The following is a 22,874-nucleotide window of genomic DNA, read 5'->3' on the forward strand; positions in this document are numbered from 1 at the left end:
CGCGATGTTCCCTTTAATTATTGGCCTAATCCCTACTTCATCTTTTTTCTCATTCAGTAATCATAGCTTTTAATCGTAATATTTAGCTCTATTTTCCCGAAATTATGAGTGTTCAATTTATCTATTTATATTAATGATTGAATGAATTGCCTCTCAATAATGTGTTTGATTTTTACACAGCGATTAAGTAATGTTTATTACCCACATGAATCACATAATAAATATCCAAAAAAAGACATTACTGAGACAATGAATATATTAAAGTTAAAAAAGATCGCGTTCTTTATTCCTCTTTTGTTAACGGCATGTGGTGGAGGCGGTGGTGGTAGTGGCTCAGGTTCTCCTCAAGCAATAAATACTCCAGCGATAAAACCCGACGTGCAAACTCCTGCGGAAAATAATAATAAAGTCAAAGTTGGGGTATTGGATTCAGGTATTAATAAAAGCCTCAGCAATATAACCGGTAAGGTTGCCATTATTTTGCATTATGTCGGGCAGGGGAAGAACCTTGGCTCAGGAGCATTTACTCCCGAGGATATTACAGCATCGCTGGCACTGGCTGATATGGATACTTCTGGACATGGTAGCTATGTCTCTCAAATCCTTGCCAGTACGGGGAGTGGTGGGACATATGTAGGTAGCCAGGACATTCAGCTTTATGAAGCGAAAACGACCGATGACCCTCTTGGCCATTCAATGATTGATGATCAACTTGCTGCAATTATGGATCTGCATCAGCATTATGGGGTCAATTTATTTAATGCCTCATGGGGGAGTTATAATCATTACGATGCAAATTCACCGATTACATCAGTATTAAAATATCTGGTTAATAGCAATGGTTTGATAGTTTTTTCTGCCGGGAATGATTTATTTAATGAACCCTCCGCAGAAAACCTGACCCCGTTGATTGATCGCTCTATCGAAAATGGATTAATCACGGTAGTGGGTCTTGATGGTAATAAGCAGCTCTATAGTGAGTATGACGAAAACGGTGTAATTAAAGGCAGTAATGCTTGCGGAAGGGCTGCGGCCTGGTGTCTTGCTGGCGATTATGTCGTTGGGCCACTGCTCAGCGAGAATAACAACGGTCATGTTTATTTCTACGGTACTTCAGGTGCCGCACCTCAAGTTACGGCAGCGGCAGCAAATGTATGGCAAAAATATCCCTGGATGACCGCAAAGCAGGTAAAACAGACAATATTAACGACCGCAACCTATCTGCCTGTTGGTTCCCCACAAGGGGCACATTATAACGCGACCTATGGTTGGGGTGAGTTAAATGCTCTGCGTGCAGAAAATGGCCCAATGCTTTTTTCTTCTCTCTTTGGCGACTTTAATGCTCAAGTACCCGATTCGCATTACATCTTCAGTAATGATATATCCGGTGATGCTGGTCTGGTTAAAAACGGTAACGGCACTCTGGAACTGGCAGGGGATGACAGCTATAGCGGCGATACGACGATAAATCAGGGCACACTATGGGTTAGTGGCAGTATTAATCGTGGCTCGGTGAACATTTCCCCTGGAGGGTTATTAACGGGTTCTGGTTCAGTGAGTTCGACTTATAACAATGGGACGATAGATTTATCTAACGGCTCACTGAAAGTGAAAGGCGATTATTCACAGAGCCATAACGGCATACTTAATGCCTACATTGATAATCAGCTTGATATTAGCGGTAACGCGGCGCTGGATGGCACGGTCAACGTGGTTAATCAGAATTACGTGGTTAACGGGACGTACGACATTCTGCATGCGCAAAATATTCAGGGGCAATTTAGCCAGGTCAATGGCAGCAAATTCCTGAAGATTAATCATGTTAATTACACGCCTGACCAAGTCAATCTCGATGTGGAACAAGTCTCTGCGCAAAATGCCGTCAGTAATGGAGATTCTCTGTCAATGGCGGGCGCCAAAGCGGTAGACAGCATTTTTGCTGCTGCTAATGACATTGCATTAAAGCAGTACAACGGTGAATTATTGACGGTAGACGAGCAGCAATTATTGGATTATTCCGCGGGCTTACAATCTACTCGTTCAGGAGATGGTGTTCAGCGCATTGTGGATAGCCATTCTGGCGTCATTTATTCCGAACTACCTTCCGTGTTGCTGGCGGAGCAAAATCGCCTTACGCAAACTGTCGTGAATCGTTTAAGTGCCATGTATGGCATGGGTAAAGTTACCCCTGGCGTGTGGACTTCTTATGATTATATGAAAAACCAGTATCAGCCTGATGGATGGAACCAGGTGAGCAGCACCACTAATAACACCTCTGTGGGGATGGATGGTCGTGTTAGTAATGCCTTGCTGCTGGGTGGCTTCGTTAATAAAAATAATATCACTGCCAAACTGGACAGAAACGGTGGGAGTCTTGATGGGAGTCAGAATGGTATTGGCGCTTATGGGCAGTTCAACGATGGCGCGTTTTATCTGAACGGTCTGGCAAGTTACCAGCGTGGTGATGCAGACATTAAACGTCCGGTTATCGGCAATGGCACGCAAAGTAGCCAGAAGTCGAATACGGATATGAGCAGCGCGAGCCTTTACTTTGAATCAGGCTACGCATTTCATTTACCGCATGAAGCCGATATCACGCCCTATCTCGGCGTTGAATACGATCGTTCTAATACCGATAGTATCGATGAAGGAAACCCACAGGGTGTGAGTGTCAGTGGCATGAAAGGGCGCCAGAGTAGCGTGGCGCTGGGCTCTCGCTTTAATTATATGGTGAGCAATGAACTTCATCTGTCAGCCTGGGCGCAGGCCAGCAAGATCGTGGCGCGTGATATCAGCGATATGAGACTGACGACCAATATGAGCGGGCAGGAAATTTCGCTGAACTCGCCAGAGTTTGACCGAAATAGCTTCGATTACGGCTTAGATATTGATTACGTTCTTTTGAATAGCGTGCAGCTTTTTGCCGGAATGCAGAGTAGCACGGCGAATGACCAGGCCTTTTCTGCCAGCGCGGGTGTGAAGTACTTCTGGTAATTGTTATATCAGGGCGAGTCGCAGGGAAGCGACAAGTAATCGATCCAAGGACACGGCGATTTTCAAAACTCGAGTCTGATGTAGTCGCGGTTAATACAGCTAATAAAGCTAATACAAATAATCTATCAATTGTATTAGCTATTTCTTATACGCCATCACTCTCTCAAAGAGTCTGAGCACAAAATCGGGCTAACTCTCCAGCATCCGGCAATGCAGTCATTGCTCCTCTTTCCGTTGTTGCCAGCGCACCACAAGCCATGGCCTGACTAAGCAGACGATGCCACGTCTCCTGCGAATCTACCGGCCAATTTTGTGCAAGCCCGGTCAGTAACCCTGCAACAAATGCATCCCCCGCCCCCGTGGTATCCACTGCGGTCACTTTGGGTGTCGAATGCTGCACCAATGACGCATTTTTTCTCCGGTACGCCAGTACGCCGTTTTTGCCTTGGGTGACCAGCAGCAGTTCCGGGTTATAGCGCTGACAAAGTTGTTTAATACCTTCCGACAACTGTGTTTCCCCGGTCAGATACTCAAGTTCATTTTCAGACAGCTTTATCACATCAGCACTCGACATCGCTTGGCTAAGGCATTCTCGCAACTGTTGATCATCCGACCATAAATCGTGGCGGATATTGGGATCAAAACAGACAATCCCTCCGGCCATTTTCATCCGTTCAATGGCTAAAAAAGCTGAAGAACGTGAGGGTTCGGCGGACAGCGATATAGAACACAGATGCAAGAATTGGCCTGATTTAAATGTCGGTATGTCAGTGGGTTGTAGGAAAAGATCGGCACTTGGAAGCACCATAAATGTGAAGGATCGTTCACCGTGGATATCGTTTTCAACCACTACTGTGGAAGTGCGATGATGAGAGTCGAGCAGCATAAACTCCGTGTTCACTGCTTCATCGTTTAGTGTTTTACGCAAAAAAATACCAAAAGGATCGTTACCCACACGACCGATAAATGCGCTGTTTCCCCCAAGACGACAGATGCCCACGGCAACATTTGCAGGTGCGCCACCGGGACACTTCAGTAAACGGCCATCCTCTTCAGGGATCAAATCAACAACGGCATCGCCTAACACCCAAACCCGATTTTTCATCTTCATTCTCTTCAATAAAATCCTGATAAATGCTTATTTACAGACTAGAAGAACCGGTTTAGCAAATAAAGTACAATTTAATTTTTATCTTCAATTAATGAATTGCCAGTAAGATCACAGTTCGAATAAAATATCGAATAGATTCATTGCCATAATTAATTTGTAGTGCATATTGTCACAAGAAAAACCAGTTTAGCATTTTAGCTAAATTATTTTCTTTGTAACAATTAGACTTCCTCTGGGTGATAAAAATGATGATGAAACCTCGCTATCTTGCTGTTGTTATTGGACTTATTGTTTCAGCTTCGGTGCAAAGCGCCGATATATCTGCCAGCTCCATCGAAGCGCGCTTTGATGCGCTGGAAAAACGTCTCCAGTTGGCTGAAAGCCGCGCCACCCAAGCTGAAGCCCGCGCCAGGGATGCAGAACAACAAGTTAAAAAACTTGAAACTCGAACGGCAAGCAATGAACAACAAACTCGCCAGGTGGCGAAGACGGCTGAAATAACCCAGCAGCAAACTGCCGATGTGGCTAAACGCACTGAAACGTTAGCCAGCAGTAAAAAAAGTGACAGCGATAATAGTGGTTTCAAATTCTCCGGTTATGCACGTTCTGGGGTAATCATGAGTGATTCCGCAACCTCGACTCAAAGCGGTCCTTACGTCACGCCTGCCGGACAAACGGGCGGAGCTGTAGGTCGTCTGGGTAACGAAAACAACACTTATGTTGAGTTAAATCTGGAACATAATCAGACCATGGCAAGCGGCGCGACCTCACGCTACAAAGTGATGTTGGCTGATGGACAACGCAGCTATAACGACTGGACCGGCGCGACCAGCGATCTCAATATTCGTCAGGCATTTGTTGAGTTAGGCTCATTACCGACTTTCACCGGTCCGTGGAAAAACTCGACGCTATGGGCAGGTAAGCGATTTGATCGCGACAACTTTGATATTCACTGGCTGGATTCCGATGTGATCTTCCTCGCCGGAACCGGCGGCGGTATCTATGACGTGAAGTGGAGCGATAACCTGAAAAGCAATTTCTCGCTTTACGGACGCAACTTTGACGATCTTGATAACAACAATGACAGCAATAACGACACGCGCATTGAGAATTATATTGTTACAGCAAATAACTACGCCGGGCCGTTACAGTTGATGGTCAGCGGACTGCGTGCCAAGAATAATCAGGATCGCGAAAATGTGGGTGCCCATGGGATCAGCAAAGCGGCTGACACAGGCTTCCACACGGCGCTGGCATATCATGGAGACAACTTCTACGGCCTGCGCGAAGGGACATCAAAAACCGCGCTTCTGTATGGTCACGGCTTAGGTGCTGAAGTAAAAGCAATTGGCTCAGACGGGCATCTAACCGATGACGCCACCACCGTGCGCCTTGCGACCTATGGCATAACACCTCTGAGCAAAAATTGGAGCATCGCACCGGCAATCCTGGCCCAGCAGAGCAAAGATCGTTATGTCTCGGGGGATGATTACCAGTGGATGACTTTCAACGCCCGTCTCATTCAGCAGATCAGCGAAAACTTTGAGCTGGCTTATGAAGGTAGCTATCAGTATATGGATCTCGATCCTCAAGGTTACCAAGATAACAACAAGGTGAAAGGGGGCTTCTACAAGCTGACGTTTGCGCCAACGTTCAAAGTCGGAGATATCAGCAATATGCTGAGCCGTCCTGAAATCCGTTTCTTCGCAAGCTATATGGACTGGAGTCATAAACTCGATAACTACTCTTCCAGCGATGCATTCGGAACCGATGGCTTTACCTCAGGCGGGCAGTGGAACTTTGGTATCCAGATGGAAACTTGGTTCTAAAAAGCAGGTTTTTAATCGCTATGACGCGCCTGAGTTGCTCGGGCTCTGTCGTTCAGGGAAATAAAAGGAACACTATGAATATCAAAGCAATTGCGACTGAACTGCTGCCCTTGCTGGGCGGTAAAGATAATATTGCCAGTGCGGCACACTGTGCAACACGTCTGCGCCTGGTGCTGTTAGATGACAGCCTGGTCAACAAAAGCGCCATCGAAAAAGTTGAAGGTGTCAAAGGCTGCTTTAGCAATGCAGGACAAATCCAAATCATCTTTGGTACCGGCCTTGTGAACAAAGTCCATGCCGAGTTTATTAAGGTGGCGGGTATTGGTGAATCGAGTAAATCCGAAGCGGCTAATATCGCAGCGCAGAAACTCAACCCATTCCAGCGTATAGCCCGTGTATTATCGAATATCTTCGTTCCCATCATTCCGGCAATCGTAGCATCCGGCCTGCTGATGGGGTTGTTGGGCATGGTGAAAACCTATGGCTGGGCGAACCCTGAAAGCGCGATTTTTATCATGCTCGACATGTTCAGTTCGGCAGCTTTTATTATTCTGCCTATCCTTATCGGATTCACCGCCGCCCGCGAGTTTGGGGGTAACCCATTCTTGGGGGCAACACTTGGCGGTATTCTTACCCATCCCGCATTGACCAATGCCTGGGGCGTCGCCAGTGGATTCCATACCATGAATTTTTTTGGGCTGGATATCGCGATGATTGGTTACCAGGGCACTGTATTTCCGGTGCTGCTTGCTGTCTGGTTTATGAGTTTCCTTGAAAAACGTCTGCGCAAAGTCATTCCCGACGCGCTGGATTTGATTCTAACCCCGTTCCTGACAGTGATAATTTCCGGTTTCATTGCCTTCCTGATTATTGGCCCTGCAGGGCGTGCATTAGGTGACGGCATCTCCTTTATTCTTAGCACATTGATAACCCACGCAGGTTGGATTGCCGGACTGCTCTTTGGCGGTCTTTACTCAGTTATCGTTATTACTGGGATTCATCACAGTTTCCACGCTATTGAAGCCGGTTTGCTGGGCAATCCGAATATAGGTGTGAATTTCTTGCTGCCGATTTGGTCAATGGCTAACGTGGCACAGGGTGGTGCTTGTTTGGCGGTGTACTTCAAAACCCGTGATGCAAAAATTAAAGCCATTGCTGTGCCTTCTGCCTTCTCCGCCATGTTGGGTATTACCGAAGCGGCTATTTTTGGTATCAATCTGCGCTTTATGAAACCCTTTATTGCAGCTCTTGTCGGTGGCGCACTGGGTGGCGCGTGGGTGGTGACAATGCACGTGAATATGACAGCTGTAGGTTTAACAGGAATTCCAGGCCTGGCCATTGTGCAGGCCAGTTCAATCCTCAGCTATCTGGTTGGATTAGTTATCGCTTTTGGCTCGGCATTCTTGCTTTCCCTGGTGCTGAAATACAAAACGGAGAATGAATAATGACGGAGGCGAGTTTACTAAAACAGGCGTTGCGCAGTGTGGTGGCTGGGCAAGTGAAAGCCGCCGCCGATACCTGGCGCCCCAACTGGCATCTCGCACCGCCGGTAGGTTTACTCAATGACCCAAATGGATTTGTTCAACATCAGGGGCGCTACCATTTGTTTTATCAATGGAATCCGCTCGCCTGCAAGCACGGAGCAAAATTCTGGGGACACTGGAGTTCCGCTGATTTGCTGCACTGGCGGCATGAGCCGCTGGCACTAGCCCCGGCAGAAGCTTATGAATCACACGGTTGTTATTCCGGTTCAGCAATAGTGGACAACGGCCACCTAATGCTCATCTATACCGGCAATGTTAAACACCCAGACGGAAGCCGTACCGCATTTCAATGCCTGGCGCGGGAAAATGCGGAAGGTGAGTTTGATAAAATAGGGCCGGTGTTGGACTTACCGAACGGTTACACCGGACATGTGCGTGACCCGAAAGTGTGGCAGCACCACGACTACTGGTACATGGTGCTGGGTGCACAGGATCTAAGTCTGCAAGGTAAGGTGCTATTGCTGCGTTCCAGCGACTTGCTGACATGGCAGTTGCTGGGCGAAATCGCCGGTTCTGGTCTGAATGGGCTGGGCCCATTCGGCTATATGTGGGAATGCCCTGATCTGTTTAACTTATCCGGCGCAGACGTTCTTATCTGTTGTCCGCAAGGGTTACCAGCGGAATCTGATCACTACCTTAATACCTTCCAGTCGGGGTATTTCGTCGGACAATTGGATTACGATAAAGGACAGTTTTCACACGGAGATTTCCATGAACTCGATTTGGGCTTTGAGTTTTATGCACCGCAAACTACATTGACCGATGATAATCGCCGCCTGCTGATCGGCTGGATGGGTATCCCGGACGGCGATGAGTTTTATCAACCAACGGTTGAACATGGCTGGATCCACACTATGACCTGCCCACGTGAGTTGACGCTCGAGGCAGGTAAAATCATTCAGCGCCCGGCGCGTGAGCTATGCCAGCTTCGTGGTGAAGTGCAGCTATGGCAGGGTATCGCGCAGGAAGCACCGGTCTGGGATATTACGCACGCTGAAGTTGAAATCGTCACAGATCGGCCGTTCCACGTCGATATTGGAGGAGAACTTGAGCTGGCATGGGATGGAGAATGGCTGCGACTTTCACGTAACAACCGTCGTAGCGGCGAGCGAGAACAACGCGTATGGCGTGGGGCTTTACGCCATCTGACCCTCATGTGCGACACCTCCAGCGTGGAGATTTTTATCAATGATGGCCAGGCGGTAATGTCTTCGCGCTACTTCCCTGTTTTGCCTGCACAATTAACCTTCAGCGGAAAACAGCTGATTGTGCTGCGTCGCTGGTCGTTAGCTGATTGCGTGATAGAATAAAAGTCTTCCCAGACTATAGAACATGGCGCAGTGAAAAAGACCAAACGCATCACTATCAGTGGCATAGCCGAACTGGCTGGCGTGTCGAAATCGACTGCCAGCCAGGTGCTTAACGGACACAGTAAAAAGTTTCGCATTTCCGATGCCACACGTAATCGCGTGATGGCTGTGGCCGCTGAACATCATTATCAGCCGAGTATTCACGCGCGGTCGCTCAACGAGGTGCGCAGTTATACGCTGGGGTTAGTGGTACCGGAAATGACCAACTACGGTTTTGCAGCCTGCTCTAACGAGCTGGAGACGTTGTGCCGCGAAAATGGTATGCAGTTGCTTATCGCCTGTACTGATGAAAACACCAGCCAGGAAAACATGGTGGTGAATAATCTTATCCAGCGCCAGGTTGATGGTCTGATTGTGGCATCGAGCATGCTCAATGATGCGGAATACGTCAAAATCAGCCAGCAGCTACCGGTGGTACTGTTCGACCGCCATATGCCTGGCACAGAGCTACCGCTGGTGGTGTGCGAAGCGATTGAGTCTTCCGCTGAGCTGGTCGCCCGCGTGGCAAAAAATCATCCGGATGAATTTTATTTTCTTGGCGGGCAGCAGCGTATCTCTCCCACACGTGACCGCCTGGCCGGATATCAGCTGGGCCTTGAACGCGCAGGTGTGACGCTGAAACCTGAGTGGATCATGTACGGAAATTATCATCCCAGCTCTGGCTATGAGATGTTCGCTAAACTCTGCGCACGTCTCGGACGCCCGCCAAAAGCGCTTTATGTTGCCTCCTGTGGTTTGATGGAAGGGGTTCTGCGCTATCTGAGCCAACATAAGCTATTGGAAAGTGACATACATCTGTGCAGTTTTGACGATCATTACCTCTACGACTCGCTATCGGTGAAAATTGACACTGTAGCTCAGGATTGCCGTGAGCTGGCGATGCACTGTTTTGACGTTGTGATTGGTCTTATCAATGAACAGCAGCCTGAAGAACGCCAGTGCGCCTTATCTCCTCAATTGCACTGGCGGCATCCTGACTCTTTAAAATCGTGAATACCACATATCTATCGCTCATGGCGTCGATTGAGTTTAGGTTATATCGTGTGAAGGTATAGACATATAACATACTGTTTTTTTTGTGATGTTATCTGATCTTAGCTGTTATCCGAACGCCTTCAGTCGACTGCTTTACCCCGTCGATATTATCGCTCGGTATGTTCGAAGATATCTGGCTTATGTTCCGAATGTGCGGGATATCGAAGAGATGATGACTAAACAAACGCGACAATATCGTTGAGCATTCCACGCTTCACCGTTGTGTTACTCATTGATCAATTCACTCTGGTGCGCACCATTTTTCCGGCCTGAGGACATCACGGCTTAATCCAGTCCGTAAAAAAATATAAATACTGGTCATGAGGCATTTCTCTCTTTGTGCAACTGATGAACCTTTAATATCGTGCTTATAGGTGGCATTAAGGTAAGCAGACGGAGGATAAAGCGTGTTGCAGGGGGGAAATGTTCAGACAGGACGCAAGAAGTAAGGTAGCGGTATCTGTAGTAAGAACTACCAGAACTTTACCGGATTCCAGAAAGCAAAAAACCAGCCCTTAGGCTGGTTTCTTTAAATAGTGGTGCCCGGACTCGGACAAAAACGTCGGGAACGTTTTTGAACAGCGCTTGCGCTGGCCCGTAGGGCGAGTCGCAGGGAGGCGACGAGTAATCGAACGAAGTTCGATGGAGAGTCCGAATCTCAGAAAGCAAAAAACCAGCCCTTAGGCTGGTTTCTTTAAATAGTGGTGCCCGGACTCGGAATCGAACCAAGGACACGGGGATTTTCAATCCCCTGCTCTACCGACTGAGCTATCCGGGCAACGGGGCGCATTAAACCGTAAAGGCCGTTAGGCGTCAACGGCTTTGTCATAAAAAAGGGGCTAAATGCGTTTAAGTGCTTTCTTTTCATGCAAAATGGCGAGAAAACAATTCATCAGGTCAATGCGCCACCTTGTCGGCACTGGGCAAATCGCAGAATATCTTCGGCCAGTCGACGGGCAGTTTCGATATCGGCCTGGCTGCGTTTCACCAACAAACGGCTCAGGCAGCCTTCCAGCACCAGTTCCATTTGATGCGCCACCATCGTTGGGTCATCCACTTCCAGCTGCATTAGCATTTCATGAGTGAATTCCCAGGCGGCTTTTTTCTGCTGATCGGCCAGTTGGTGAATCGGGTGCGATGCATCCGGGTAAAAGGTGCAGGCCGCAATAAACAGGCATCCCGGATAGCGATGGTTGTTGACGCATTCGGTCAACGCTTCGTAGCGCTTCAACAGTTTCTGCTCGAGCGACAACTCTTCATTAAGCGCGAGCTGACGGCGCCAGACATCAATTTGCTGACTCAAATAACGCAGGGCGTCATAGAGTAATGCCTCACTGTTTGGCCAGAAATTGCTGATCTCTGTAACCGGATAGTCTGCCTCTGCGGCGACCATATCCAGGGTGGTGCTGGCAATTCCTTCACGTTCAAGTACGTGTAAGGCGTGCTCTAGTACTGTTTCGCGTTGCACGGTTATCTCCTCCGTTGTACCCGTCATACTTCAAGCTGCCTCGATGCAAGCTGAATTATTTAGTGTACTTCCCACAATGAGTGTTGTTTACGGCGTCAGTTTCTGCAAATGCGTACGGAAGGTGTCAGCATTCATAAAACCGGTCACACGTGCTTCTGGCAACTCGTGCCCTTGTGTATCAAAGAACAAAATCGTTGGTAGCCCTAAAACCTGGAGATGCTTTAACAGCGCCACATCTTGCGCGTTGTTGGCGGTAACATCAGCCTGGAGTAAAACGGTATTTCCCAGCTGTTGCTGTACCTGCGCATCGCTAAAGGTGTATTTCTCAAACTCTTTGCAAGCCACACACCAGTCGGCGTACAAATCGAGCATTACGGGTTTGCCTTTTGCATTGGCGAGTGCGGCATCGAGCTGCTCAACGTTAGCAATTTTGGTGAAATTGAGATGTGCCTGGCTGGCGGTTACCGTGCTCCCGAATGCCCAGTCTTGCAGCGGGCGAGCGCAAACCAGTGCCGCACCGAGCAGGATTATCTGCACCACGCGCATCCACGATTTAGTCGCTTGCAGGCTGGTGATAAACGCCCAGCCGAAGAACGCTACGCCGAGCAAACCCCATAACCTAATACCCCAATTATCTCCCAGTATGCGTTCCAGCAGGAAAACCGGCAGTGCAAGGATCACAAAACCAAATGCGATTTTGACGGTTTCCATCCACGGGCCACTTTTTGGAAGCAGACGGTTACCGAATACGGTGATGAGCATCAGTGGCAGGCCCATGCCTAGCGCGTAGAGATACAACGTGCCGCCTCCGAGCCACATGTTCCCGCTCTGGGCGATGTACAGCAGAATGGCACTCAGCGGTGCGGTAGTACAAGGCGAGCAAATCAGCCCGGCTAATGCGCCCATCGCAAACACGCCACCCGCGGAACCGCCTTGCTGGCGATTGCTCATCAACGTAAGGCGCGTTTGAAGCGATGACGGCAGTTGCAGCGTGAACAACCCAAACATGGATGCTGCGAGCAGTACAAACAGTGCTGACAGGCCGATAAGCACATAAGGATGTTGAAGAGCTGCCTGGAATTGCAGGCCAGCCGCCGCAACCACAAGGCCCAGCGCGGTATAGGTCAACGCCATTCCTTGCACATAGACAAAGGTCAGCAGCAGGGCACGAGCAGTCGATAAACGCTGTTTACCTCCGAGCACAATGCCGGAAATCAATGGGTACATCGGCAGCACGCAAGGCGTGAACGCGATACCGATACCGATTAAGAACGCCCAAAGTGCAGAGAACGGCAGTTGGGTGGTTTTAGTATCTGTAGCGTCTGCTGGTGTTTTTGGCACAACAGCTACGGGCGCTGATGAATTTGCCTCTGGCAGTACTTCACTAAGTGGCACCACGCGCGTCTCAGGCGGGTAACAGAAGCCCGCTTCGGCGCAGCCCTGATACGTCACGCTAACAGTTGCCCCTTTGGTCGCCTTCTCAATCGTTATCGATAGATTAAGCTGCTGGGTATAGATCTCAGTCTTTCCGTAGAATTCGTCCTCATGCCAGGTGCCTTTTGGCAACTCTGGCGGGGCGAGTTCGGCCTGAGCCGGATTCACTTTTATTTGCTGGCGATAGAGGTAGTAGCCGGGTTTTATCTGCCAGTTAAGGTTGAGCTGGTGGTCAGACTGCTGAAAATCAAATGCAAAAGCCTGGTCGACCGGCACAAACTGAGATTTGCTTTGGTTGTCGAAAAGACCTGCAAAAGCATGTGAGCTGAATAGCGCAAAAATTAGCGCAAAGATGCGTAGAGCCATGAGAGGTATTCACTATCTCCGTGGGTAACTGGCAGAACCAGTAATTCAGGGGTTTGATATGGGTGATGCGATTTCAGGCAAGCGAGCAGCGCTTCCTGATGCTCAATGTCGCTTTTGAGCAGCATCTGCACCTCATACTCCTGTTCCATTTTCCCTTCCCAGTAATAGAGCGATGTCGCACCGGGCAATAAGGTGACGCAGGCCGCCAGTTTCTCAGCCAGCACAAGGGCGGCAAGTTCCTGAGCGGTGGCTTCATCTGGGGCAGTACAAAGGATGACAACAGCCTGGGTAGTCGGCATAGCTAACCTCGTATCTGGTGGATTCGCGGTTGACTATAGCATGTGGGAGTGAGCGGGGGCGTTAAACGGGCCGCAGTGCGACCCGTGTTTTAAAAGATTTACAGAACCAAGCCGCCGACAATGAAGCCGAGGATCACGCACAGCGTAATAGCGATAACGCCAGGAATTAAGAACGCGTGGTTAAACACGTATTTACCAATACGCGTAGAGCCAGTGTCATCCATCTCTACCGCAGCCAGTAAGGTTGGGTAGGTTGGCAGCACGAACAGCGCTGAAACGGCGGCGAAAGATGCGATGGCGGTCAGCGGGCTAACACCGAGCATTAATGCCGCTGGCATCAGTGCTTTAGTGGTTGCCGCCTGGGAGTAAAGCAAAGTGGCTGCGAAGAACAGCACTACAGCCAGCAACCACGGATAGCTTTGCAGCAAGTCACCCGCAACGGCCTGAATATCCTGGATGTGGTTTTTAACGAAGGTATCACCCAACCAGGCTACACCCAGTACGCAGATACAGGCACTCATGCCCGATTTGAACGTGCTGGCATTAAGGATTTCGCCAGTATCAATTTTACAAGTGAGGCAGATAAGCGTGGCGATGGTCAGCATGAACACTACAATCGCTTCGTTACGCGGCAGGATTGGGTTTTGAATCAAGCCAACGGTGTCGCTGATGGCGGTGGCGTACAGCATGACGGCAACGATACCGATAAGGAACAGTAGCACCGAACGTTTTGCATGAGGTTTTAATTCAAACACGCTGGCCCCACGCAGTTTTACTTCGCCTTTAGCCAGACGTTCCTGATAAACCGGGTCGTCTTTCAGTTCACTGCCCAGGAAGTTACACACAATCGCTGTCAGCATAACGGCTACCAGCGTAACCGGAATACAGATGCTCAGTAGAGTCAGATAGCTGATGCCCATTGGCTCAAGAATGCCGGAGAAGAACACCACTGCGGCAGAAATCGGTGAAGCAGTAATGGCGATTTGCGAGGCGACAACAGCAATAGACAGTGGGCGCGATGGGCGAATGCCTTGTTCTTTCGCAACTTCCGTAATTACCGGAAGCGTGGAAAATGCAGTATGACCGGTTCCCGCAAGAATGGTCATAAACCATGTCACGAGCGGAGCGAGGAAGGTGATGTATTTCGGATGGCGACGCAGTAGTTTTTCTGCAAGGCTGACCAGATAGTCCATTCCACCTGCTACCTGCATGGCGGCAATCGCGGCAATAACTGCCATGATGATTTCGATTACATCAAAAGGGATAGCGCCCGGTTTGACCTGGAAAATCAGGGTTAAAACTAATACGCCAAAACCGCCAGCAAAGCCAATGCCTATGCCGCCGAGCCTGGCACCGAGGTATATCGCTAAAAGCACGATAACGAGTTCAGCTCCAAACATGATTTCCTTCCTTGTGTGTGATGATTGATAATTTTTTGTTGTGTTTTTGTTGGTGGTACAAATGAAAAAGGCACGTCCAATGGACGTGCCTTTTAATGACTACCAGAAAGGACTATTGTTCACTTTCATCGGTGTAACGCTTCGCTTTATAGACCGGGTGCATCAAGTTGTTGATGGAGAAGATATCGTCCAGCTCGGCTTCGGTGAGCAGCCCGCGTTCCAGAACAACTTCACGCACACTCTTTCCGGTTTCGGCACAAATCTTCCCAACGATGTCGCCATTGTGGTGGCCAATGAATGGGTTCAGATAAGTCACGATACCAATTGAGTTGTAGACGTAGCTTTCACACACTTCTTTATTGGCTGTGATGCCGTTGATACATTTTTCCAGCAGGTTGTAGCAAGCGTTGGTCAGGATGTGAATAGACTCGAACATCGCCTGGCCAATCACGGGTTCCATTACGTTCAGCTGCAGCTGACCGGCTTCGGAAGCCATGGTTACGGTGATGTCGTTGCCAATCACTTTAAAGCAGACCTGGTTCACTACTTCTGGAATTACCGGGTTTACTTTGGCAGGCATGATGGAAGAACCAGCCTGCAATTCTGGCAGGTTGATTTCGTTCAGGCCAGAACGCGGGCCGGAAGAGAGCAGGCGAAGGTCGTTACAGATCTTCGACATTTTCACTGCCAGGCGTTTGAGCGAGCTGTGAACCATGACGTACGCGCCACAGTCGGAAGTCGCTTCAATCAGGTCTTCAGCTGGAACGCATGGCAGGTTGCTGACTTCAGCCAGTTTCTGAACTGCCAGTTGCTGGTAACCTTCTGGGGTGTTCAGGCGAGTACCGATTGCAGTAGCGCCCAGGTTCACTTCCAGCAGCAGTTCTGCGGTGCGCAGCAGGTTGCGGGTCTCTTCATTCAACAGCACGTTGAAAGCGTGGAATTCCTGGCCCAGCGTCATTGGTACGGCGTCTTGTAGCTGAGTACGGCCCATTTTCAGGACATTTTCGAACTCAACCGCTTTGCGTTGGAAGCCATCGCCTAATTGATTGATAGCATCAATCAGTTTCAAAATAGAGGCGTACACCGCGATTCGGAAACCTGTCGGGTAGGCATCATTAGTGGATTGGCATTTGTTTACGTGGTCATTCGGGTTCAGGAACTGGTACTCACCTTTCTGGTGGCCCATCAGCTCAAGCCCAATGTTGGCGAGCACTTCGTTGGTATTCATGTTGACGGAAGTACCGGCACCGCCCTGGTAAACGTCCACCGGGAATTGGTCCATGCACTTGCCGTTATTCAGCACTTCATCACAGGCCTGGATAATGGTGTTTGCGATGCTTTTCGGAATGGTTTGCAACTCCTTGTTCGCCATTGCCGCTGCTTTCTTAACCATGACCATACCGCGCACAAATTCAGGTATGTCACTGATTTTACTGTTGCTTATGTAGAAGTTTTCAATCGCTCTCAGAGTATGAACACCATAATAGGCATCCGCTGGCACTTCCCTGGTACCCAACAAATCTTCTTCGATACGAATGTTATTTAACATGTGAACCTTCTTAATTAAAGCTGCCATTGATTGATCATTGCACACACAGGATCTACGGTTGTGCGATGAATAGACCGACGATTATGTCCATATTCGGTCTGCGTGCCGTGATGATATGCTGATGATAGCGAAAAGCAGTAATCTGGATCACTTATTAAAAGGTCTGCTCACATAACATTTATTAATATGTGATGTTGATCAATTGTTGAAAACTTCCAAAAAAATAATAAGGCGCTTAGATTGATTTTTGACTATAGAGTCGCCATCTCTTTGACTGTGCATAATTGCTAACCTATTTTCGCAAGTGCTTGATGGCGCTTGCTACAATTGCTCCGGTTTTACTACGGGCTTTTCCAACTACAGGAGTGTACGGTGCGCTGGATACCGTTAATTGCCGTCTTTCTCTATGTATACATAGAGATTTCATTGTTTATTCAGGTCGCCCACGTTATGGGTGTCTTCCTGACGCTTGTGCTGGTGATATTCACTTCAGTAATTGGTATGTCGCTGGTTCGCAACCAGGGTTTTAAAAACTTCATGCTGATGCAGCAGAAAATGGCAGCGGGTGAAAGCCCGGCAGTTGAGATGATTAAAAGCGTTTCGTTAATCATCGCAGGCTTGCTGTTGTTGTTGCCAGGTTTCTTCACTGACTTCCTGGGCTTGTTGCTGTTACTGCCACCAGTACAGAAGCATCTGACGCTGAAACTGATGCCACATCTACGTTTCTCGCGTACTCCAGGTGGTGGTTTTAGCGCGGGTACTGGCGGTGGTTCAACGTTCGACGGTGAGTATCAACGTAAAGACGATGCTCCCAAACAGCTAGATGACCGCGATAACGATGATCGTCACAATCGTTAAAAATCGAAAATTTTTTTGTTTTCCCCCCTTGAAGGGGGGAAGGCTCATCCCCATCTCTCAGGTCACCAGCCGATAACCCATTTTGGGCCGGCGTTACCTAAACAATTGATAATGACTTTCTCAAAGGAGAGCTATCACATGAGCATTCGTCCATTACATGACCGCGTTATCGTCAAGCGTAAAGAAGTTGAATCTAAATCTGCGGGCGGCATCGTTCTTACTGGCAGCGCAGCAGGCAAATCAACTCGTGGCGAAATCATCGCTGTCGGTAAAGGCCGCATCCTGGAAAACGGTAACGTACAACCGCTGGACGTTAAAGTCGGCGATATCGTAATTTTCAACGATGGCTACGGCGTGAAATCTGAGAAGATCGACAATGAAGAAGTGTTGATCATGGCAGAAAGCGACATTCTGGCAATTGTTGAAGCGTAATCCGCGCAAAAACTGAACGAACATAAACGAATTTAAGGAAAGTTAAGAATGGCAGCTAAAGACGTAAAATTCGGTAATGACGCTCGTGTGAAAATGCTGCGTGGCGTTAACGTACTGGCAGATGCAGTGAAAGTTACCCTCGGTCCTAAAGGTCGTAACGTTGTTCTGGATAAATCTTTCGGTGCACCGACTATCACTAAAGATGGTGTTTCTGTAGCGCGTGAAATCGAACTGGAAGACAAGTTCGAAAACATGGGTGCGCAGATGGTTAAAGAAGTTGCCTCTAAAGCGAACGACGCTGCGGGCGACGGTACTACCACTGCAACCGTGCTGGCTCAGTCCATCATCACTGAAGGCCTGAAAGCTGTTGCTGCGGGCATGAACCCAATGGACCTGAAACGCGGTATCGATAAAGCTGTTATCGCCGCTGTTGAAGAGCTGAAAGCACTGTCTGTTCCTTGCTCTGACTCTAAAGCAATCGCTCAGGTTGGTACTATCTCTGCTAACTCCGACGAAACTGTTGGTACTCTGATTGCTGAAGCAATGGAGAAAGTAGGCAAAGAAGGCGTTATCACCGTTGAAGAAGGCACTGGCCTGCAAGACGAGCTGGACGTTGTAGAAGGTATGCAGTTTGACCGTGGCTACCTGTCTCCGTACTTCATCAACAAGCCTGAAACTGGTTCTATCGAACTGGAAAGCCCGTTCATTCTGCTGGCTGACAAAAAAATCTCCAACATCCGTGAAATGCTGCCAGTTCTGGAAGCCGTTGCGAAAGCAGGCAAACCACTGCTGATCATTGCTGAAGATGTTGAAGGTGAAGCGCTGGCGACCCTGGTGGTTAACACCATGCGTGGCATCGTGAAAGTTGCTGCTGTTAAAGCACCTGGCTTTGGCGACCGTCGTAAAGCAATGCTGCAAGACATCGCAACTCTGACTGGCGGTACCGTCATCTCTGAAGAGATCGGTATGGAGCTGGAAAAAGCGACTCTGGAAGACCTGGGTACTGCTAAACGTATCGTTATCAACAAAGACACCACGACTATCATTGATGGTAATGGTGAAGAAGATGCGATCCAGGGCCGTGTAACTCAGATTCGTAAGCAAATTGAAGAAGCAACTTCTGATTACGACCGTGAAAAACTGCAAGAGCGCGTAGCTAAACTGGCTGGTGGCGTTGCAGTAATCAAAGTCGGTGCTGCTACCGAAGTTGAAATGAAAGAGAAGAAAGCACGCGTTGAAGATGCCCTGCACGCTACCCGTGCTGCGGTTGAAGAAGGTGTGGTTGCCGGTGGTGGTGTTGCGCTGATTCGCGTAGCTTCTAAACTGTCTGAACTGCGTGGCCAGAACGAAGACCAGAACGTGGGTATCAAAGTTGCACTGCGTGCAATGGAATCTCCACTGCGTCAGATCGTTCTGAACTGCGGCGAAGAGCCATCTGTTGTTGCTAACAACGTGAAAGCGGGCGACGGTAACTACGGTTACAACGCAGCAACTGAAGAATACGGCAACATGATCGACATGGGTATCCTGGATCCAACCAAAGTAACTCGTTCTGCTCTGCAGTACGCAGCTTCTGTGGCTGGCCTGATGATCACCACTGAGTGCATGATTACCGATATGCCAAAATCTGACGGCCCTGACTTAGGTGGCGCAGGTATGGGCGGTATGGGTGGCATGGGCGGCATGATGTAATTTGCCCCAACACCTGGTGTGAAGTTACACCGTGTTAAGAAAACCCTCAGGCAGAAATGTCTGAGGGTTTTTTCTTTTTGGTCGCACTCTGGTATAAGATCTCACCGGGCGATGACTGCCCGCTACTATTCAAGACGGCATTGATAACGGGGAAGAACATGCGCATTAAAGTTTCAGCAGGAATAGCTGTGGCAGCGCTGCTGCTGGCAGGATGTAGCACCAGCAATGAGTTAAGCACTAATGGCCAGAGCGTTCGTTTCGTTGAAGAGAAGCCAGGCACTGAATGCCAGCTGATTGGCACCGCAACCGGCGAGCAAAGCAACTGGTTGTCAGGCCAACATGGTGATGAAGGTGGTTCTATGCGCGGTGCGGCTAATGCTCTGCGTAATAACGCAGCGGCGATGGGTGGTAACGTGCTGTATGGCGTGAGCAGCCCAACTCAAAACTTGTTGTCGAGCTTTGCTCCTACTGCCAGCAAAATGACTGGTCAGGTTTATAAGTGCCCGAACTGATTTAGGGGGCGCTTTATGATGTCGGGTGGCGCTGCGCTTACCCGACCAACCAAACTCTTCAGTTGTGTAGGGTGGATAAGCGCCCCGCGTCATCCACCATTTTAAGCTACTGAAATCAGCTTTGCCGTAACTGCAAATCCAATGGTGTTTTACTCGGCTCACCGCCAATCTCACGCGCAAGCTTCGGCACCATATAGCCGGAAATCAACGTCAGTAACTCACGCATAATCATTCTGGCTTCATCATCACTCACCATGAAATGCGCCGCACCCTGCACTTTATCGAGCACATGCAGGTAATACGGCATCACGCCCGCATCAAACAATGCATTACTCAGGCTTGCGAGAGTCTGTGCGTTATCGTTCACATCGCGCAGCAGGACACTTTGGTTAAGCAATGTGACGCCGGCCTGGCGTAAGCCCACCATAGCCGCTCTGAACTCATCATCAATCTCATTGGCATGGTTGATATGGTTTACCAGAATCACCTGCAACCGTGAGCGTGCAAGACGCGCTACCAGCGTATCTGTAATACGTGCCGGGATGACAATCGGCAAACGGCTGTGAATACGTAACCGTTTAATATGCGCGATGGCTTCCAGTTCACCGATCAGCCAGTCCAGCTCGTGATCTTTTGCCATAAGCGGATCGCCGCCAGAAAAAATGATCTCATCGAGTTCAGGGTGATCGCTGATGTATGAAATGGCTGCCTGCCAGTTACGCTTGTTTCCCTGGTTATCGGAGTAGGGGAAATGGCGGCGGAAACAGTAGCGGCAGTTGACTGCACAGCCACCTTTAACTAACAAAAGCGCACGGTTGCTGTATTTATGCAGCAGCCCCGGCACAACGCTGTGCTGCTCCTCAAGAGGGTCAGTGCTAAAGCCGGGAGCGGCAATAAACTCCTCTTTTGAAGTTAACACCTGGCGTAATAGTGGGTCGTTTGGATTGCCTTTTTCCATGCGAGCGACAAAAGCTCGCGGCACGCGCAAGGCAAAAAGTCGGCGTGCATCACGTCCCGCTAACAGATCTTTGTCAGCGTCCAGCTCTAAAATATGCAGCAGTTCGTCAGGATCGGTTATAACATCGCCAAGTTGCGTTAACCAATCTTCTCTGCGGGGGGGATTTAGGGTTACAATGTGTGCCATTTTTTGGCTAAGCTACCAATTAACAATTTCAGAGGGCCTTATGGCGACTTATTCTAGCAACGATTTTCGTGCCGGTCTTAAAATCATGTTCGAAGGCGAACCTTACGCGGTTGAATCCAGTGAGTTCGTTAAACCAGGTAAAGGCCAAGCCTTTGCTCGCGTTAAAATGCGCCGCCTGTTGACTGGCACCCGCGTAGAAAAAACTTTCAAATCTACCGACTCCGCTGAAGGCGCAGACGTTATCGATATGAACCTGACTTACCTGTACAACGACGGTGAGTTCTACCACTTCATGAACAACGAAACTTTCGAGCAGCTTGCAGCTGATGAAAAAGCCATTGGCGAAAATGCTAAGTGGATGCTGGATCAGGCCGAATGTATCGTAACCCTGTGGAACGGCCGTCCAATCGCCGTACAACCACCAAACTTTGTTGAGCTGGAAATCGTTGAAACCGATCCAGGTCTGAAAGGTGATACTGCTGGTACTGGCGGTAAGCCTGCAAAACTGTCTACTGGTGCTGTGGTTAAAGTACCTTTGTTCGTTCAGACTGGCGAAGTGATCAAAGTTGACACTCGCTCTGGCGAATACGTTTCTCGCGTTAAGTAATACGTGAAGATTTGCGGTGAGGCGGTTTTTCGCTTCACCGCAGCTTACAAAAGGCAGGGAAGATGAACCGTTTGATTAAGCATTTACTTTTCATCACGTTGTTAACTTCGTTTCTCGCCGGTTGTAATACCACCCGCGGCTTTGGTGAAGATCTCAAGCACCTTGGCGGCTCCATCGAACGTGCAGCAAACAAGTAATTTCCAACACTCCTAAAAATCCGCTTTTTCCTTCAGTTTGCCAATTTTTGTCTATGCTTTAACTGCTATACACAAACAATATGGTCAAAAAAGGAAACGGTCATGATTAAGAAAACTATTGCAGCGTTCTTTTCTCTCATAGTGCTTTCATCGTTACTCACTGCGTGTAATACCACCAAAGGTATGGGTGAAGATATTCAGGATGGTGGTCAGGCGATTTCTGGTGCGGCAACAAAAGCACAGAATTAAAGTATCACTGACGGTACGGTATGATTGCCGTACCGTAATTAATTTTGTTAATGCTGTTGTTCTATAAACAATGAATAGCGATTATTAATCCCTAACTTCATACGGATATTCCGCTTATAGGTATAAACCGTCTTGGTACTAATCCCCATTATTGTGGCGATAAAATCATTATTGGCCTCATCGGTCCACAACTTTAATATACGCTCCTCACGCAAAGTAAGAAGAGGAGAGGTGTACTGCCTTACCGGATGAAAAGGTGGGCGGGCACTAAGTTGCTTCTGAATAGTGTCGTAAAGCTCCGCTAGTGGGACCGATTTGCTATACAGCGAGCGTGAGCCCTGGGCCAGACAGTACTCTTCAATCTTTTCGTGACGGATGCTGTTAAGTAACATTAATCGAATTGATGTGCCACAGGCAGAATAAATAGATGAGAGCTGTTGGATATTATGTAGAGTGCTGGCGAAACTGGTGAAATCAGCAATAACAAGATTAGGCCGCCATTGTATTATTTTCTCGCGAGCTAAAAGTAAATTGTCAGTTTCAGAAATAGAAAAAGCAGTGTTTTGACTGAGCCAATATTTGAATCCCTGCCGGGTATAATGGCAGCGGTCAATTAACAATATCTTATGCATAATTACCGTTCACGTGACTCACTATTACAGCCTTTTCTGAATGCCAAATAAAACATTATAATATGAAGAAACCACCTGAAATGAATTGTGGATTTACGGGTTAAATTGCGTTCATTTCTCGGCTTAATGTCAAAACTCCCGCCAGACATGGA

The 22,874-nt window shown here is 48.6% G+C and carries 20 protein-coding genes, 1 tRNA gene and 1 pseudogene; 13 read left to right on the forward strand and 9 right to left on the reverse strand.

Annotated features, from left to right (window positions below; genetic code table 11):
* The first annotated feature begins 249 nt into the window (after positions 1 to 249).
* Positions 250 to 2,994, forward strand: a complete 2,745-nt coding sequence (locus tag EDF88_RS17970; RefSeq protein ID WP_166671991.1) for an autotransporter domain-containing protein — start codon at positions 250 to 252, stop codon at positions 2,992 to 2,994.
* Positions 2,995 to 3,157: 163 nt separating this feature from the next.
* On the opposite strand, the gene EDF88_RS17975 is transcribed toward EDF88_RS17970, so the two are convergent.
* Complete coding sequence (locus EDF88_RS17975) at positions 3,158 to 4,099, reverse strand: aminoimidazole riboside kinase (RefSeq protein WP_134186220.1); 942 nt, start codon at positions 4,097 to 4,099, stop codon at positions 3,158 to 3,160.
* A 251-nt stretch (positions 4,100 to 4,350) separates the two neighbouring features.
* Between EDF88_RS17975 and EDF88_RS17980 the strand changes: the two genes are divergently transcribed.
* The 5 genes and pseudogenes from EDF88_RS17980 to EDF88_RS24970 form a co-directional block, all read left to right on the forward strand.
* Entirely contained in the window at positions 4,351 to 5,934 is a 1,584-nt protein-coding gene (locus EDF88_RS17980) for a carbohydrate porin (protein ID WP_134186222.1), read from the forward strand.
* A gap of 74 nt (positions 5,935 to 6,008) precedes the next feature.
* Positions 6,009 to 7,379: a sucrose-specific PTS transporter subunit IIBC gene (locus tag EDF88_RS17985; RefSeq protein ID WP_134186224.1), complete on the forward strand. Its 1,371-nt coding sequence runs from the start codon at positions 6,009 to 6,011 to the stop codon at positions 7,377 to 7,379.
* Positions 7,379 to 8,788 (forward strand): sucrose-6-phosphate hydrolase, encoded by a 1,410-nt coding sequence (locus EDF88_RS17990; RefSeq protein ID WP_134186226.1) that lies wholly within the window; start codon positions 7,379 to 7,381, stop codon positions 8,786 to 8,788. Before EDF88_RS17985 ends, EDF88_RS17990 begins: the two co-directional genes overlap by 1 nt.
* Before the next feature lie 30 nt (positions 8,789 to 8,818).
* On the forward strand, positions 8,819 to 9,841 hold the full coding sequence (locus EDF88_RS17995) for a LacI family DNA-binding transcriptional regulator (protein WP_134186228.1): 1,023 nt from the start codon (positions 8,819 to 8,821) through the stop codon (positions 9,839 to 9,841).
* Between the two features lie 88 nt (positions 9,842 to 9,929).
* Positions 9,930 to 10,110, forward strand: a pseudogene (locus EDF88_RS24970) (IS6 family transposase); the annotation flags it as partial.
* A 475-nt stretch (positions 10,111 to 10,585) separates the two neighbouring features.
* On the opposite strand, the gene EDF88_RS18000 reads toward EDF88_RS24970, so the two are convergent.
* From EDF88_RS18000 to aspA, 6 genes are all read right to left on the reverse strand, one after another.
* Positions 10,586 to 10,661, reverse strand: a tRNA-Phe gene (locus EDF88_RS18000).
* A 114-nt stretch (positions 10,662 to 10,775) separates the two neighbouring features.
* Positions 10,776 to 11,351: a transcriptional regulator gene (locus tag EDF88_RS18005; RefSeq protein ID WP_064515586.1), complete on the reverse strand. Its 576-nt coding sequence runs from the start codon at positions 11,349 to 11,351 to the stop codon at positions 10,776 to 10,778.
* Between the two features lie 87 nt (positions 11,352 to 11,438).
* The gene (locus EDF88_RS18010; protein WP_134186230.1) at positions 11,439 to 13,151 is read right to left on the reverse strand and encodes a protein-disulfide reductase DsbD; all 1,713 of its coding nucleotides are present in this window, start codon (positions 13,149 to 13,151) and stop codon (positions 11,439 to 11,441) included.
* Positions 13,127 to 13,450, reverse strand: coding sequence for a divalent cation tolerance protein CutA (gene cutA / locus EDF88_RS18015; protein WP_034461116.1), 324 nt, complete (start codon positions 13,448 to 13,450; stop codon positions 13,127 to 13,129). The genes EDF88_RS18010 and cutA overlap by 25 nt, the downstream gene beginning before the upstream one ends.
* Positions 13,451 to 13,548: 98 nt before the next feature.
* Positions 13,549 to 14,850 (reverse strand): anaerobic C4-dicarboxylate transporter, encoded by a 1,302-nt coding sequence (locus tag EDF88_RS18020; protein ID WP_134186232.1) that lies wholly within the window; start codon positions 14,848 to 14,850, stop codon positions 13,549 to 13,551.
* A 112-nt stretch (positions 14,851 to 14,962) separates the two neighbouring features.
* On the reverse strand, positions 14,963 to 16,399 hold the full coding sequence (gene aspA, locus EDF88_RS18025) for an aspartate ammonia-lyase (protein ID WP_064515594.1): 1,437 nt from the start codon (positions 16,397 to 16,399) through the stop codon (positions 14,963 to 14,965).
* 372 nt (positions 16,400 to 16,771) lie between these two features.
* On the opposite strand from aspA, the gene EDF88_RS18030 reads away from it, so the two are divergent.
* The 4 genes from EDF88_RS18030 (at position 16,772) to EDF88_RS18045 (ending at position 19,893) form a co-directional block, all read left to right on the forward strand.
* The gene (locus EDF88_RS18030; protein ID WP_064515596.1) at positions 16,772 to 17,257 is read left to right on the forward strand and encodes an FxsA family protein; all 486 of its coding nucleotides are present in this window, start codon (positions 16,772 to 16,774) and stop codon (positions 17,255 to 17,257) included.
* A 138-nt stretch (positions 17,258 to 17,395) separates the two neighbouring features.
* Entirely contained in the window at positions 17,396 to 17,689 is a 294-nt protein-coding gene (locus tag EDF88_RS18035; RefSeq protein ID WP_034461121.1) for a co-chaperone GroES, read from the forward strand.
* 48 nt (positions 17,690 to 17,737) lie between these two features.
* Positions 17,738 to 19,381, forward strand: a complete 1,644-nt coding sequence (groL, locus tag EDF88_RS18040) for a chaperonin GroEL (RefSeq protein WP_064515601.1) — start codon at positions 17,738 to 17,740, stop codon at positions 19,379 to 19,381.
* Between the two features lie 158 nt (positions 19,382 to 19,539).
* The gene (locus EDF88_RS18045) at positions 19,540 to 19,893 is read left to right on the forward strand and encodes a DUF4156 domain-containing protein (protein ID WP_034461360.1); all 354 of its coding nucleotides are present in this window, start codon (positions 19,540 to 19,542) and stop codon (positions 19,891 to 19,893) included.
* A 115-nt stretch (positions 19,894 to 20,008) separates the two neighbouring features.
* Here EDF88_RS18045 and epmB read toward each other — a convergent pair whose 3' ends face one another.
* On the reverse strand, positions 20,009 to 21,037 hold the full coding sequence (gene epmB, locus EDF88_RS18050) for an EF-P beta-lysylation protein EpmB (RefSeq protein ID WP_134186234.1): 1,029 nt from the start codon (positions 21,035 to 21,037) through the stop codon (positions 20,009 to 20,011).
* A 40-nt stretch (positions 21,038 to 21,077) separates the two neighbouring features.
* Between epmB and efp the strand changes: the two genes are divergently transcribed.
* From efp to ecnB, 3 genes are all read left to right on the forward strand, one after another.
* The gene (gene efp, locus EDF88_RS18055; RefSeq protein WP_064515606.1) at positions 21,078 to 21,644 is read left to right on the forward strand and encodes an elongation factor P; all 567 of its coding nucleotides are present in this window, start codon (positions 21,078 to 21,080) and stop codon (positions 21,642 to 21,644) included.
* A 71-nt stretch (positions 21,645 to 21,715) separates the two neighbouring features.
* Positions 21,716 to 21,841, forward strand: coding sequence for an entericidin A/B family lipoprotein (locus tag EDF88_RS18060; protein WP_083962946.1), 126 nt, complete (start codon positions 21,716 to 21,718; stop codon positions 21,839 to 21,841).
* Between the two features lie 102 nt (positions 21,842 to 21,943).
* Entirely contained in the window at positions 21,944 to 22,090 is a 147-nt protein-coding gene (ecnB, locus tag EDF88_RS18065; protein ID WP_034492730.1) for a lipoprotein toxin entericidin B, read from the forward strand.
* Positions 22,091 to 22,137: 47 nt separating this feature from the next.
* On the opposite strand, the gene EDF88_RS18070 is transcribed toward ecnB, so the two are convergent.
* A complete protein-coding gene (locus tag EDF88_RS18070; RefSeq protein ID WP_134186236.1) occupies positions 22,138 to 22,722 on the reverse strand; it encodes a LuxR C-terminal-related transcriptional regulator in 585 nt (194 codons plus the stop codon).
* Positions 22,723 to 22,874 lie beyond the last annotated feature (152 nt).

It is taken from the genome of Buttiauxella sp. BIGb0552, assembly GCF_004366275.1.
GTDB classification, from domain to species: Bacteria; Pseudomonadota; Gammaproteobacteria; order Enterobacterales; family Enterobacteriaceae; genus Buttiauxella; species Buttiauxella gaviniae.